The sequence below is a fragment of the Pseudomonas sp. FW300-N2A2 genome, assembly GCF_017351735.1.
GTDB lineage: Bacteria > Pseudomonadota > Gammaproteobacteria > Pseudomonadales > Pseudomonadaceae > Aquipseudomonas > Aquipseudomonas migulae.
Genome location: NZ_JACNDU010000023.1, coordinates 1 through 12,755, shown reverse-complemented (window position 1 = coordinate 12,755; position 12,755 = coordinate 1). Strand labels below are relative to the sequence as shown.

General features: G+C 60.1%; 13 protein-coding genes. 5 read left to right on the top strand and 8 right to left on the bottom strand.

The genetic code is table 11. From position 1 onward, the window contains the following. Positions 1 to 39 precede the first annotated feature (39 nt). On the bottom strand, positions 40 to 408 hold the full coding sequence (locus J4E42_RS22465; RefSeq protein WP_207286196.1) for a VOC family protein: 369 nt from the start codon (positions 406 to 408) through the stop codon (positions 40 to 42). 177 nt (positions 409 to 585) lie between these two features. Here J4E42_RS22465 and J4E42_RS22460 point away from each other — a divergent pair, with 177 nt between their 5' ends. Next, positions 586 to 1,134 carry a DUF4174 domain-containing protein gene (locus J4E42_RS22460; RefSeq protein WP_207286195.1) on the top strand — a complete coding sequence of 183 codons (549 nt, stop codon included), beginning with the start codon at positions 586 to 588 and terminating at the stop codon, positions 1,132 to 1,134. A 182-nt stretch (positions 1,135 to 1,316) separates the two neighbouring features. Here J4E42_RS22460 and ampC read toward each other — a convergent pair whose 3' ends face one another. Continuing rightward, positions 1,317 to 2,483, bottom strand: coding sequence for a class C beta-lactamase (ampC, locus tag J4E42_RS22455; RefSeq protein ID WP_259331706.1), 1,167 nt, complete (start codon positions 2,481 to 2,483; stop codon positions 1,317 to 1,319). 159 nt (positions 2,484 to 2,642) lie between these two features. On the opposite strand from ampC, the gene J4E42_RS22450 reads away from it, so the two are divergent. After that, complete coding sequence (locus J4E42_RS22450) at positions 2,643 to 3,530, top strand: LysR family transcriptional regulator (RefSeq protein WP_207286193.1); 888 nt, start codon at positions 2,643 to 2,645, stop codon at positions 3,528 to 3,530. Between the two features lie 103 nt (positions 3,531 to 3,633). Here the strand turns inward: J4E42_RS22450 and gudD are convergent, their stop codons facing one another. Both gudD and J4E42_RS22440 read right to left on the bottom strand, forming a co-directional pair. Further along, positions 3,634 to 4,977 (bottom strand): glucarate dehydratase, encoded by a 1,344-nt coding sequence (gene gudD / locus J4E42_RS22445; RefSeq protein WP_207286192.1) that lies wholly within the window; start codon positions 4,975 to 4,977, stop codon positions 3,634 to 3,636. 24 nt (positions 4,978 to 5,001) lie between these two features. Continuing rightward, entirely contained in the window at positions 5,002 to 6,348 is a 1,347-nt protein-coding gene (locus tag J4E42_RS22440) for an MFS transporter (RefSeq protein WP_207286191.1), read from the bottom strand. A gap of 281 nt (positions 6,349 to 6,629) precedes the next feature. On the opposite strand from J4E42_RS22440, the gene J4E42_RS22435 reads away from it, so the two are divergent. Then, complete coding sequence (locus J4E42_RS22435) at positions 6,630 to 7,346, top strand: FadR/GntR family transcriptional regulator (protein ID WP_008033665.1); 717 nt, start codon at positions 6,630 to 6,632, stop codon at positions 7,344 to 7,346. A 100-nt stretch (positions 7,347 to 7,446) separates the two neighbouring features. Here J4E42_RS22435 and J4E42_RS22430 read toward each other — a convergent pair whose 3' ends face one another. After that, on the bottom strand, positions 7,447 to 8,355 hold the full coding sequence (locus tag J4E42_RS22430; protein ID WP_207286190.1) for a DMT family transporter: 909 nt from the start codon (positions 8,353 to 8,355) through the stop codon (positions 7,447 to 7,449). A gap of 96 nt (positions 8,356 to 8,451) precedes the next feature. Here J4E42_RS22430 and J4E42_RS22425 point away from each other — a divergent pair, with 96 nt between their 5' ends. Then, positions 8,452 to 9,315 carry a LysR substrate-binding domain-containing protein gene (locus J4E42_RS22425; protein WP_008033671.1) on the top strand — a complete coding sequence of 288 codons (864 nt, stop codon included), beginning with the start codon at positions 8,452 to 8,454 and terminating at the stop codon, positions 9,313 to 9,315. Positions 9,316 to 9,523: 208 nt separating this feature from the next. On the opposite strand, the gene yegQ is transcribed toward J4E42_RS22425, so the two are convergent. After that, the gene (gene yegQ / locus J4E42_RS22420; RefSeq protein WP_207286189.1) at positions 9,524 to 10,849 is read right to left on the bottom strand and encodes a tRNA 5-hydroxyuridine modification protein YegQ; all 1,326 of its coding nucleotides are present in this window, start codon (positions 10,847 to 10,849) and stop codon (positions 9,524 to 9,526) included. A gap of 174 nt (positions 10,850 to 11,023) precedes the next feature. Between yegQ and J4E42_RS22415 the strand changes: the two genes are divergently transcribed. Next, entirely contained in the window at positions 11,024 to 12,085 is a 1,062-nt protein-coding gene (locus J4E42_RS22415) for an AI-2E family transporter (RefSeq protein WP_192229169.1), read from the top strand. Here J4E42_RS22415 and J4E42_RS22410 read toward each other — a convergent pair. Continuing rightward, entirely contained in the window at positions 12,082 to 12,264 is a 183-nt protein-coding gene (locus tag J4E42_RS22410) for a hypothetical protein (protein WP_207286188.1), read from the bottom strand. The two genes, J4E42_RS22415 and J4E42_RS22410, sit on opposite strands and share 4 nt — an antisense overlap. A gap of 112 nt (positions 12,265 to 12,376) precedes the next feature. After that, positions 12,377 to 12,571 carry a hypothetical protein gene (locus tag J4E42_RS22405; protein ID WP_008033677.1) on the bottom strand — a complete coding sequence of 65 codons (195 nt, stop codon included), beginning with the start codon at positions 12,569 to 12,571 and terminating at the stop codon, positions 12,377 to 12,379. Positions 12,572 to 12,755: the final 184 nt, after the last annotated feature.

Sequence of the window (12,755 nt, the reverse complement as noted above, 5' to 3'; positions counted from 1 at the left end):
GGCATTGTTTGTGTTGCTGATGTCTGCCGATGGCCGCATTCATTCCCGGGTGAAAATCTCCAGCAGATGCCCGTCCGGGTCATCGAAATACACGCGCCTGCCACCCCCATAATCGTTGATCTGTTGCGGTTGCTGTTTGCAGGGATCAGCCCACCACGCTTGCTGCCTGGCTTGCAGGCGAGCGAACGCCGCATCGAAATCGTCGTCGCTGACCAGAAACGCATAATGCTGAGAGGCAATCGGCGGGTCATTGTCGTAGTAGTCCAGCGACACGCCGTTTTCGAGTTTCACGATCAACATCGGCCCGAAGGGTTCGGGGGTGGGCAAGCCGAGAATTTCGACCAGAAACGACGCGGATATCTGTTTGTTTCGGCACCAGACGATGGTGTGATTCAGCTGAGCGCTCATGGCGGGATCCTCACGGCGGTTCAGGTGTATATCGAGTCTTGAGATTAGCTCAGCCTGTTGCGCAATGACCGCCCTGACCTAAGCTTGGGTCAAGGCGAAACACAATTGCGGTGCGACCCCCGGAACGAACGCCGCGATGCGCAATCATTAGAGCGTGGATATCAAAAGGAGATGCGCATGCTCATCAGGTCATTGACCCTGACAACCCTGCTGGCTTTCGCCGGCCCCTTGCTCGCCGCCGATGGCGACTCACCGCTGGACATGGACAAGGGCAGGTCCCGGCCGCTGATTGTCATTGCGCCGAGCACGGTCGACCCGGCGTGGGTCAGCCTGAAAAAGTCACTGGATGAGCCGGCCAATCGCAAGGAATTCACCGACCGGAACATGGTCCTGTACACCGTGCTCAACCTGATGGGCCAGCGCGAAGGCAAAGACCTCGGGCCGCAAGACACGGCAGCCTTGATCCGTTCGCTCAAGTTGGGGGCAGGGGCCAAGACCAAGGTGATTCTGGTCGGCAAGGACGGCGAAAAGAAACTCGAGCAATCGGACGCGGTTGATCTGAAGGCGATTTTCAGTACGGTCGACCAGTTGCCGTCCACCGAGAAAGAAGCCACGGTGCCAACCCCGCCACCCGTCACAGAGGCCGCACCGCCTAACGGCGCCAAGGGGGCGAAACCGGGCAAACCGGCGAAGCCGACCAAGCCACCGGAAATGCCTGACGATTGAAGGCGTAGATGGCCACGCGCTAACAAAAATGGGCGACCTCAACAGGTCGCCCATTTTTTTGCCTGCGCCAATCCTTGTAGGAGCAAGCTTGCTCGCGATGAGGGCGTAACATTCGAAATCTCTTTCGCCTGTCACACCGCAATCGCGAGCAGGCTCGCTCCTACAGGGGGTTGGTTCGTAGGTTATTGAGTCAATGTGCTCAACACCGCATGGGCGATTTTGACTCGCTCCGGGTTCGGGTAGTTTTTGTTGGCCAGGATCACGATGCCGATGTCTTTCGAGGGCACGTACGCCACATACGCGCCGAAGCCACCGGTGGAGCCGGTCTTGTTGATCAGTACGTTGTCCGGTTGAGCTTGCGGCGGGTTCAGCCACTGGACTTTGTGCGCCTCCATCGCCATTTGCGACGAGTTGCCGGCGAGCAATTTATCGAGGGTGATCGGGTAGTGGTAAAACTCCCAGCCCAGCCCCTGGGTCATGTCGCCGACCGTGTAGTAACCGGCATGCGTCATGGCGATGGCTTGCTGCATCGGCGCTTCAAGGCTGGATGGTTTGATGTTCGCCTCGACATAGCGAAGCAGGTCCGAGGCGCTGGTTTTTACGCCATACGCTTCTGAGTCCAGCGCGCCCGGCTCGACCCGCACCGGTTTGTCTTCCTTGTTGTATCCCTGAGCGTAAAGCGCCATCTGATCCTGCGGCACCTTGAGGTAGGTGTGCTGCAAGCCGAGCTTGGGCAGCACGGTCTTTTCCATCAGCTCATCAAACGGCTGGCCCATGCTGTTGGCCGCCAGATACCCGAACAATCCCAGGCTCGGGTTCGAATACAGCCGATGGCTGCCGGCGGTGTAAGCCGGTTTCCACTGTTTGAAATAGCCGAGCATCTTGTCCGCTGCGTCGGCATTGTCGGGGAATTGCAGCGGCAGGCCGCCGGCGGTGTAGGTGCCCAGTTGCAGCACGCTGACGTGATCGAACGCGCTGCCGCGCAATGCCGGCAGGACATGACTGGCCTTGTCCGACAGGGACAGTTTGCCGCTGGCCTGGGCGTAGGCGGCGAGGGTAGCGGTGAAGGTTTTGCTCACCGAACCGATCTCGAACAGGGTGCTTTCGGTGACAGGCGTGCCGGTTTCCTTCGAGGCCACGCCGTAGTTAAAGTAATGCTGCTTGCCATTCACGGTGATCGCGACGGCCATGCCGGGAATGTTCTGTTGCTGCATGACCGGGGCAACCGCGGCATTCACCGCCGCTTCGATCTGCGCGTCAGTCTGATTCCCGGCAACGCAGTAACCTGCACTGAGGAGCAGTCCGAAAGCGCTGCAGGATAAGACCTTGCCGAATGTTGAGTTGTGCATGATTGAGCTGCTGTCCATGAGATTTGATGATTAAACCCGCTACACTCCGAGCGGTTTATGAATCGGGCCGTCGCTGGGCGTGCCAAATCTATTCAGTTCGCCGTGCTTCGACAAACGACAATATCTCGGCTTAGCCATTAGAAAAATTTGGGAGTTGGCATGATCCGCCCGCAATTACCGCTCAACGCACTGCGCGCCTTCGAGGCCTCTGCGCGTCATCTGAGTTTTACACGGGCGGCGGTGGAGTTGTGCGTCACGCAAGCCGCGGTGAGTCATCAGGTCAAAAGCCTGGAAGCCCAACTCAACGTCACCCTGTTCAAACGCCTGCCCCGCGGGCTGATGCTGACCAGTGAGGGGGAGACCTTGTTGCCGGTGCTGCGCGAGTCCTTCGATCGAATCGCCGAAACCCTGGAGCGTTTCGAAGGCGGGCATTTTCGTGAGGTGTTGACGGTGGGCGCAGTGGGGACGTTTGCGGTCGGTTGGCTGTTGCCGCGACTGGCGGACTTTCAGGCGAAACATCCGTTCATAGATTTGCGTCTGTCGACCCACAACAATCGAGTGGACGTGGCGGCTGAAGGGCTGGATTACGCGATTCGCTTTGGCGCGGGAGCGTGGCACGGGATTGAAGCGGTCAGGTTGATCGAGGCGCCGTTGTCGGTGTTGTGCGTGCCCGAGATTGCCCGGCAACTGCACGCGCCGGACGATCTGTTGCAGCAAACGCTGTTGCGTTCCTATCGCACGGATGAGTGGCCCGAATGGTTTCAGGCCACCGGCCTGCCTGCCCATGCCGCGCCGCCTCGCAGCATCGTCTTTGATTCCTCGCTGGCGATGATGGAGGCGGCGTTGCAAGGTGCGGGTGTGGCCTTGGCGCCGCCGTTGATGTTCGCCCGGCAACTGGCGGCGGGAGTCATCGAGCAACCGTTCGCCATCGGCATCACCACCGGCAGCTACTGGCTGACCCGCTTGCAGTCACGGCCCGAAACGTCGGCGATGGCGGCGTTCAAGGGGTGGCTTTTGCAAGCCGCCCAAACACCGCTCACCCTGTAGGAGCCGGCTTGCCGGCGATGGCGTCCGTTCGGGCGATAAATGTGTCGATTGACCCACCGCAATCGCCGGCAAGCCGGCTCCTACAGGGTCGCGGTGCGCCTGATTAGCGCACCAGGCTCGGCCGCTTGTTATCGAATTTCCACCCCGGAATCAGAAACTGCATCGCCACGCTGTCATCTCGCGCACCCAGCCCCATGCCTTTGTACAGCTCATGGGCCTTGGCCAGTTGATCCATGTCCAGCTCAACCCCGAGCCCCGGTTTCTTCGGCACTTGCACGCAACCGTCGACGATCTGCAGCGGCGCTTTGGTCAGGCGCTGGCCGTCCTGCCAGATCCAGTGGGTGTCGATGGCGGTGATTTCGCCCGGTGCAGCGGCTGCGACGTGGGTGAACATCGCCAGGGAAATGTCGAAGTGGTTGTTGGAGTGCGAGCCCCAGGTCAGGCCCCATTCGTGGCACATCTGCGCCACGCGAACCGAACCCTGCATCGTCCAGAAATGCGGGTCGGCCAGCGGGATGTCCACCGATTGCAACTGGATCGCGTGACCCATTTCCCGCCAGTCGGTGGCGATCATGTTGGTCGCGGTTTTCAGGCCGGTGGCGCGGCGGAATTCGGCCATGACTTCCCGGCCTGAATAACCGTTTTCCGCACCGCACGGGTCTTCGGCGTAAGCGAGGACGTGATGCTGATCGCGGCACAAGCGGATCGCTTCTTTCAGCGACCAGGCGCCATTTGGATCAAGGGTGATGCGCGCGTCGGGAAAACGTTCGGCCAGCGCGGTGACCGCTTCGATTTCTTCGTCGCCACTGAGCACGCCGCCCTTGAGCTTGAAGTCTTTGAACCCGTAACGGGCGTGGGCGGCTTCCGCCAGGCGCACCACGGAATCGGCGGTCATGGCTTTCTCGTGGCGTAGGCGGAACCAGTCGTTGTCGGCGTCCGGTTCGCTGCGATAAGCCAGATCGGTAGCGTTGCGATCACCGACATAAAACAGATAACCGAGCATCTTCACTTCGTCGCGTTGCTGGCCTTCGCCGAGCAGTGCTGCGACGGGCACGTCCAGATGCTGGCCGAGCAAATCGAGCAGCGCCGCTTCCAGGCCAGTCACCGCGTGAATGGTGATGCGCAGGTCGAACGTCTGCAAGCCGCGACCACCGGCATCGCGGTCGGCGTAGGTCTGGCGCACCTGGTTGAGAATCCTCTGATAGGTGCCAATCGGGCTGCCGACCACCAGGCTGCGCGCATCTTCCAGGGTCTGGCGAATGCGCTCGCCGCCCGGCACTTCACCGACGCCGGTGTGCCCGGCGTTGTCCTTGAGGATCACGATGTTGCGGGTGAAAAACGGGCCATGGGCGCCGCTCAGGTTGAGCAGCATGCCATCGTGACCGGCCACCGGAACCACTTGCATGCTGGTGATGATCGGGGCTTTTGCGGTGTCTTGTTGGTTCATGTTCTTGTCCTTAAATAGCAGCGATCAGGCGTGGTTGGGCGTTGGTTTGCCCAGCGCAACGGCCGGTGCGGTTTTCGGTATGTTGCGTGCAGCGAAGACGATGATCGCGGCGATGATCGAGGTCGCGGCGAGGCCGTACAGCCCGCCTTGAATCGAGCCGGTGTGTTGTTCCAGAAGGCCGAAGGTGGTCGGCGCGACGAAGCCGCCGAGGTTGCCCACCGAGTTGATCAGCGCGATCACGCCAGCGGCGATCCGTGCATCCAGGTACGCCTGAGGGATTGGCCAGAACAGCGAAGAGGCCGATTTGAAACCCAGCGCCGCGAAGCAGATCGCCACGAAAGCGAAGACCGGCCCGCCGGTGGTGGACATGAACATCCCCGCCGCAGCGATCAGCAGGGCAGCGGCGACCCAGGCTTGCTGGTGTTTCCATTTCGTCGAGAGCGACGCGAAGGCGTACATGCCGACAATCGACAGCAACCACGGGATCGAGTTGAACAGCCCGACCTGAACGTCGCTGAGGTCGCCCATCTTCTTGATGATGCTCGGCAGCCAGAAGGTCGCGGCGTAAATGGTCAGCTGGATGAAGAAGTAGATCAGGCAGAACAGGATGATCTGGCGATCCTTGAGCAGCGTGCCCAGCGACGGTTTGATCGGCGTCGCGGCTTCGCGGGCCAGTTGTTCGTCATCGATGGCTTTGACCAGCGCGTCTTGCTCATCGCGGCTCAGCCATTTGGCGTCGTGGGGTTTGGAGTCGAGCCAGAACCAGACGAATACGCACAGCCCGACGGAGAACATGCCTTCAATGAAATACATCCATTGCCAGCCGTGCATGCCGAACCCGCTGATTTGCAGGAGCAGGCCGGACAACGGGCCGGAGATCAGCGAGGCAATGGCCGAGCCGCTGAGGAAGATCGCGATGGCCTTGCCGCGTTCTACTCCGGGTAACCAGCGCGTGAAGTAATAAATCACCCCGGGGAAGAAGCCGGCCTCAGCCACGCCCAACAGGAATCGCAGGATGTAGAAGTGGGTTTCGTTCTGGATGAACGCCATGCAGGCGGCCACCAGACCCCAGGTCAGCATGATGCGGGTCAGCCAGATTCGTGCGCCGACTTTTTGCAGGAGGATGTTGGAGGGGACTTCGAACAGCGCGTAGCCGATGAAGAACAGGCCGGCACCGAGGCCGTAGGCGGCAGCACCAATGCCCAGGTCATGTTCCATGTGGGCGCGGACGAAGCCGATGTTCACGCGGTCGATGTAGTTGACGATGAACATGATGACGAACAGCGGCAGAACGTGGCGTTTCACTTTCGAGATGGCGGACTTCAGGACCGAATCGGCACCGTCGTGCATCCCGGATACGGATGTATTCACTTGGTTTTCTCCCACTGATTATTTTTATGCGGGGTGTTGCAGGTGTGGCGTTGTTGCTAGACATCATACAACTACATTTTTTTATCCTGCAAGAGGTAATGATCAACAAAATAGTATGGTTAAGGTCATTTGTTATTCAGTTTAGGGGCGTTTGTACGCTTTGTTTTTGTCTTTGATGTCTGTTTTGTTGAGTGTTGTCATACAAGCTGGGCGCGGTTTTCTTGAGAAACCGTTCGACCGCAGTGCTACGATCCGCTTAGCCCTGCTTTCGGATGATTGCCATGCAAGATGACCTCGACGCGCCTGCCCGCAAGCGCACTCACAACCTGGCCCATGACCTGGTCGCGAAACTGACCCAGAGCATCCTGCTCGGCCAGATGCTGCCGGGGGACAAGCTGCCGTCGGAGAACAGCATCGTTCAGGAGCACGGGGTCAGTCGCACCGTGGTGCGCGAGGCAATCTCGAAGTTGCAGGCGTCGGGGCTGGTGGAAACCCGGCACGGCATCGGCACGTTTGTCATCGAGCGCGCACCGGAGCAGGGGCTACGACTGAATGTCGATACCGCGCTGGGCGTGCGCAGCATTCTGGAGTTGCGCCTGGGCCTCGAAACCCAGGCCGCTGCGTTGGCGGCGATTCGGCGCACGGACCCGCAATTGGCACAGATGCGCGAAGCGCTGGACGATTACCAAAGCCTGCTCGCCAACAACGACAGCTGCGTCGAAGCCGACAGGCGTTTCCATCTGCTGATCGCCGAGGCCACCGGCAATGTCTGCTTCACGGAAATCATGCAGCACCTGGGCAGCGCGATGATCCCCCGCACCCGCGTCAATGCGGCTGAACGTGGCGCGGCGGATTTGAGCAAGCTGGGGCAGTTGGCCAATCTGGAACACGAGGCGATTCTCAACGCGATCAAGCGTCAGGATGCGGACGCGGCGCGGGCGGCAATGTGGCTGCACCTGACCAACAGCCGGGACCGGTTTCTGGCGGATCGCGATTAACCGCCTTCGCGGAATCCGGCTGGCGCAGAACCGAACCGCGATCCCCTGTAGGAGCCGGCTTGCCGGCGAAGGCGCCAGCCCCATCACCACAAAACTCCAATCAAACACCCGCCACCCGAATCGCCACAAACCGCCGCTCCAGATTCAACGCCAACACACTGACCAACACCACCGTCCCCCCGACAACGATCATCACCGTCGGCCGTTCCCCCAAGCCAAACGAGGCATTCGCCATGGCCGTCGGCGGCACCAGATACAGCGTCATCGTCGCCCGGCTCAAATCAACGTGAGTCAACACAAATGCCCAGGCCAGGTAGGCGAGCGCGCTCGGAAAAATGCCCAGCGCCAGCACTGCCAGTTGCACCTGCATCGGCGCGTTGACCGCTTGCGCCGCCAACCCCGGCAGATAAACCAGTAACAACGCGGTCCCCGACCACACCGTGTAGCAGACCAGTGTCAGCCCGTCGTAACGCCCGGAGTGATGTTTCTGCAACGCGAAGTAGAAACTCCAGGACACCGCCGCCAGCAGAATCAACAGGCCATGGGCGTCGATGCTGCCCAGTCCGCGATCGCCCGCCACCACAATCACCACGCCGATCAATCCCAGAAAAACACAGCCCCAACGCCACGCGCTCACCTGGTCTTTGAACACGAAGCGCGCCAGCAGCGTGCTGAACAAGGGCGTCGATTGCGCGAGCACGCTGGACGCACCGGCGCTGACCCCTTGCTGACCAAAATTGATCGCCACGTGATGCAGGCTCACCGCAAAAAAGCCGAGGCCGAACAGCATTGGCAAATCGCGAAGGGTCGGCAGGCTGATGCCTTTGAACACCGCGACCAGCGCCATGAACACTGACGCCAGCAGAAACCGCAGCAATGCCAGATGCCCGGGATCATAGGCTTGCAAGCCGATGTGAATTCCGGTCGGGGAATAGCCCCAGCACGCGACGACGAAGGCCATGGCCAGGATGATTTTGAGGGGAGGGGTGGCGGTTGAGAGCGCTTGCATGGTCGGGCACCTGTGGGCAGATGCTTCGAGTATCAGAACGCGGACCGTTCGCCACAACTGACTTATACTGCGCGAACCGTTCACTTTGGGTGATGTATGGAGCTGGCACAGATTCGCATGTTCAAGACCGTGGCCGACGTCGGCAGCATCGCCCGGGCGGCCGAGCTGTTGCATTGCGTGCCGTCGAACATCACGGCACGGATCAAGTCGCTGGAAGCGGAGCTGGGCGTCGCGTTGTTTATCCGCGAAGGCAGAGGGTTGCGCATCAGTCCGTCGGGGCAGACTTTTCTGGCCTACGCCTCGAAGATTCTTGCCATGACGGCTGAGGCCAAGCGGGCGGTCGACCCCGCCGCCGAACCGTCCGGCCCGTTGCGCATCGGCGCCATCGAATCGTCGGCCACCGGTCGCTTGCCGCGTTTGCTCGCCAAGTTCCACAAGCGCTATCCGGCGGTCGCGCTGGAGCTGACCACCGGCACGTGGGGCCAATTGCTCGATGACACCGCCAACCACCGGCTCGACGGCGCAATCGTCGCGGTGGATGTCGAGCGCTCACAACTCAAGCGCACGCCGATGTACCGCGAGGAGCTGCTGCTGATTGCCTCGACGTCGCTGGGGCCGGTGCGCGAGATCGCCGATTTGCAGGACAAGACCGTGTTCATGTGGCCCCAGGGGTGTCCTTACCGTGCGGCGCTGGAACATTGGTTGTTGCGCCAGGGGCAGGCGCTGCCGATTGTCAGCCTGGCGAGTTACGGCGCGATTGTCGGGTGCGTCAGTGCGGGGGCGGGGGTCGCGCTGGTGCCCAAAGGGGTGTTCGATCAGTACGCCAAAGGCGCGGGGTGCGCGGGGTATGAGTTCCCTGAACTGACCGCCATCGACAACCTGTTTTACTGGCATGAAAACGCCGGGGTTCACCCGGCGCGAGAAGCGTTTGTGGCGATGTTGCGCGAGGAGTTCACCTGAGACACCACCGCTATCCGAAACACCGCGTCCCCCTGTAGGAGCTGGCTTGCCAGCGATGGCGGCCTTAGCTGCGGTGAAAATTTGAAGGGCCTCATCGCTGGCAAGCCAGCTCCTACAGGGGGCGCGGTGTTCAAAAGAAAGCGGTGTATCAGCAATAGCGGTGTGACAGGGGATGCGGTGTTTTGGGGATCGCGGTGTTGATCGAAGATCACATCTCGCGCACATCCCGCATCAACAACCCGAAGCGCAAATCCACCGCATCCGGAATCGGCAGGTACACGGTGTGCCCATCCCCCGGCGCCACATCGATGGGCTGGCCTTTGACGTTCTGCAACTGATGCAAATCGAAGTGGAAGTTGCCCTTGGGCGTCATCAGTTCCATGTGATCGCCCAGGCCAAAGCGGTTCTTCACTTTGACTTCCGCCAGCCGGTCACGCCGCTCGCCGGTCAATTCGCCGACAAATTGCTGTCGCTCCGACACTGAGCTGCCGTTCTGATAATTCTGGTATTCGTCATGCACGTGACGACGCAGAAAACCTTCGGTGTAACCGCGCTGGGCGAGGGATTCCAGATCGGTCATCAGGCCCCGGTCGAAGTCGCGACCGGCCACCGCATCGTCGATCGCCCGACGGTAAACCTGAGTGGTGCGCGCGCAGTAAAAGTGAGATTTGGTCCGCCCTTCGATTTTCAGCGAATGCACGCCCATTTGCGTCAGGCGCTCGACGTGCTGCACGGCGCGCAGGTCCTTGGCGTTCATGATGTAGGTGCCGTGTTCGTCTTCGAAGGCCGGCATCAGTTCGTCGGGACGGTTGGCTTCCTGCAACAGGAACACTTGATCGGTGGGCGCGCCAATTCCCAGCGTCGGTTCGGGCTGGAAGGTCTGCACGATGTCGCCGAGCAGATTTTCCGTGGCTTCTTGCGCCGAGTACTTCCAGCGACAGGCATTGGTGCAACTGCCCTGATTGGCATCGCGTTTGTTCATGTAGCCCGACAGCAGGCAGCGGCCGGAATAGGCCATGCACAACGCGCCGTGGACGAACACTTCCAGCTCCATGGCGGGCACTTGCTGGCGGATTTCGGCGATTTCTTCCAGGGACAGTTCCCGTGACAGGATGATCCGGCTCAAGCCTTGTTGTTGCCAGAACTCGACACTCGCCCAGTTGACCGTGTTGGCTTGTACCGACAGGTGGATCGGCATCTGCGGAAAGTGCCGACGCACCAGCATGATCAGGCCCGGATCGGACATGATCAGCGCGTCCGGTGCCATGGCAATCACCGGCTCCAGGTCCTTGAGGAAGGTTTTGAGTTTGGCGTTGTGCGGGGCGATGTTTACCACCACGTAAAAGCGCTTGCCCTGTGCCTGGGCCTCGCGAATGCCGAGCGCCAGGTTGGCGTGATCGAACTCGTTGTTGCGCACCCGCAGGCTGTAGCGAGGCTGACCGGCGTACACCGCGTCGGCGCCATAGGCGAAGGCATAACGCATGTTTTTCATGGTGCCGGCGGGGGCGAGCAGCTCAGGTGTGAAAAGGGTCATGGGCGGGTCGATCGCAAAAGCCGGCGAGGATAATCGGCATGCCCGTGGCATTCATTGATCTGGATCTATGCTTGATGAACAAACGGATGGCACTCGCGCGAACCGTGGCGGACTAAGCATCAGGACGGCTCTTGCTACAAGGGCCTGTGCCCTGCGGACTGACATGGATCGGACATGAACGAAGAGAAGGTACAAGACAAATCACTGGTGATTTTGCTGGGGGTGGTGACCGCCGCGTTTATCTGGATTTTGCTGCCGTTCTACGGCGCGGTGTTCTGGGCGGTGATCCTCGGCATTCTCTTCGCGCCGTTGCAGCGGCGACTGCAACTGAAGTTCGGCTGGGAGCGCAACCTGACGTCAATGCTGACGTTGAGCATCTGCATGGTCATTGCGATCCTGCCGGTGATCATCCTCAGTATTCTGCTGGTCCAGGAAGGGGCGGCGCTTTACAAGAGCATCGAAAGCGGCGAGCTGGACATCGCGGGGTACATCACGCATTTCAAACACAGCCTGCCTCCGTACTTCCAGCACTTGCTCGATCGCGCCGGGATCGGTGAGCTGGAGGGGCTGCGGGAGAAAATCATCAAGAGTGCGGTGACGGGCAATGAGTTCATCGCCAACAAAGCCTTCAGTTTCGGTCAGGGTACGTTTGATTTCGTGGTGGGTTTTTTCATCATGCTGTACCTGTTGTTCTTCTTTTTGCGCGACGGAGCAGAACTGGCGCGCAAAGTGCGCGCCGCCGTGCCGCTGGAAGAACACCAGAAACGCCGTTTGCAGCTCAAGTTCAACCGCGTGGTGCGCGCCACGGTGAAGGGCAACCTTTTTGTGGCGATCACTCAAGGCGCATTGGGCGGTTTTATTTTCTGGTTTCTGGACATCCCGAGCTCGTTGCTCTGGGCGGTGTTGATGGCGTTTCTGTCGCTGTTGCCGGCAGTTGGCGCAGGGATTGTCTGGGCGCCGGTGGCCGCATTTTTCCTGTTCAGCGGGGCGATCTGGCAGGGCGTGGTGCTGGGGCTTTTCGGGGTGTTCGTGATTGGCCTGGTGGACAACGTGCTGCGCCCGATCCTGGTGGGCAAGGACACGAAGATGCCGGACTATCTGATCCTCATCTCGACCCTCGGCGGCCTGGCGATTTTCGGGCTCAATGGCTTTGTCATCGGACCGTTGATCGCCGCGCTGTTTATGTCGAGCTGGGCGATTTTCATGGAAACCAAACCGCGGGTGCAGTTGCCTTAAGCGCTGAGTCGGCCGGTGTCGAAGCTCTGTGACAGTGCCTTGGCGGCGGTCAGCGATGGCAGCGGACCGCTGATTTGTTCACCGTCCTGGACCAGATACCAACAGGCGAGCAATCCTAGCTCTCTGAGCGAGGCGGGAACGGCGCTGCCAATAACGGACATGATTTGAACCTGGGACATAAGTACCTCCATCAATCTATGGAGCTACCTTACGGGGCCGCCGCGCGAACGAACAATCATCGCTTTCGATAGTCGACATTGACGGCAGCGGGTGCAAACGACCGTCTGTCGGTCAGTCGACCACCAAGTCCAGCATGTGGACCACTTCCTGTTCGTTGAGCAGGCCTTTTCGCACAAGGTTTTCGGCCAGTAGCGAAAGAAATTTGGCGCTGCGATGACCTTCCAGGTGCTTGAGTTCGGTCAGGGCGTTGTAGACCTTGCTGGAGGTGCACAAACCGAGGTTACGGTGCGGGTTTTGTGTGGGCATGTGGTCGTCCTTGTTGTTATCAACCTGTTGTTGGCGGACAGGTCCGAGCTTGCGGACCTGACATGACATAAATATGACCGTGTTCCCCCAAGGTGGGGGTGAGGGTGGGTGAGTCAATCTTGCCAACTTAAACCGTCAGCACTGTCCCGATAGCGACCTTGATGCGATTTATCCAGACTTTTGC

Coding starts and splice junctions, on each gene's coding strand:
- J4E42_RS22405 (WP_008033677.1), bottom strand. CDS start 12,571: ATGCCCACACAAAACCCGCACCGTAACCTCGGTTTGTGCACCTCCAGC.
- ampC (WP_259331706.1), bottom strand. CDS start 2,483: ATGCACAACTCAACATTCGGCAAGGTCTTATCCTGCAGCGCTTTCGGA.
- gudD (WP_207286192.1), bottom strand. CDS start 4,977: ATGAACCAACAAGACACCGCAAAAGCCCCGATCATCACCAGCATGCAA.
- yegQ (WP_207286189.1), bottom strand. CDS start 10,849: ATGACCCTTTTCACACCTGAGCTGCTCGCCCCCGCCGGCACCATGAAA.
- J4E42_RS22410 (WP_207286188.1), bottom strand. CDS start 12,264: ATGTCCCAGGTTCAAATCATGTCCGTTATTGGCAGCGCCGTTCCCGCC.
- J4E42_RS22450 (WP_207286193.1), top strand. CDS start 2,643: ATGATCCGCCCGCAATTACCGCTCAACGCACTGCGCGCCTTCGAGGCC.
- J4E42_RS22430 (WP_207286190.1), bottom strand. CDS start 8,355: ATGCAAGCGCTCTCAACCGCCACCCCTCCCCTCAAAATCATCCTGGCC.
- J4E42_RS22415 (WP_192229169.1), top strand. CDS start 11,024: ATGAACGAAGAGAAGGTACAAGACAAATCACTGGTGATTTTGCTGGGG.
- J4E42_RS22465 (WP_207286196.1), bottom strand. CDS start 408: ATGAGCGCTCAGCTGAATCACACCATCGTCTGGTGCCGAAACAAACAG.
- J4E42_RS22460 (WP_207286195.1), top strand. CDS start 586: ATGCTCATCAGGTCATTGACCCTGACAACCCTGCTGGCTTTCGCCGGC.
- J4E42_RS22425 (WP_008033671.1), top strand. CDS start 8,452: ATGGAGCTGGCACAGATTCGCATGTTCAAGACCGTGGCCGACGTCGGC.
- J4E42_RS22435 (WP_008033665.1), top strand. CDS start 6,630: ATGCAAGATGACCTCGACGCGCCTGCCCGCAAGCGCACTCACAACCTG.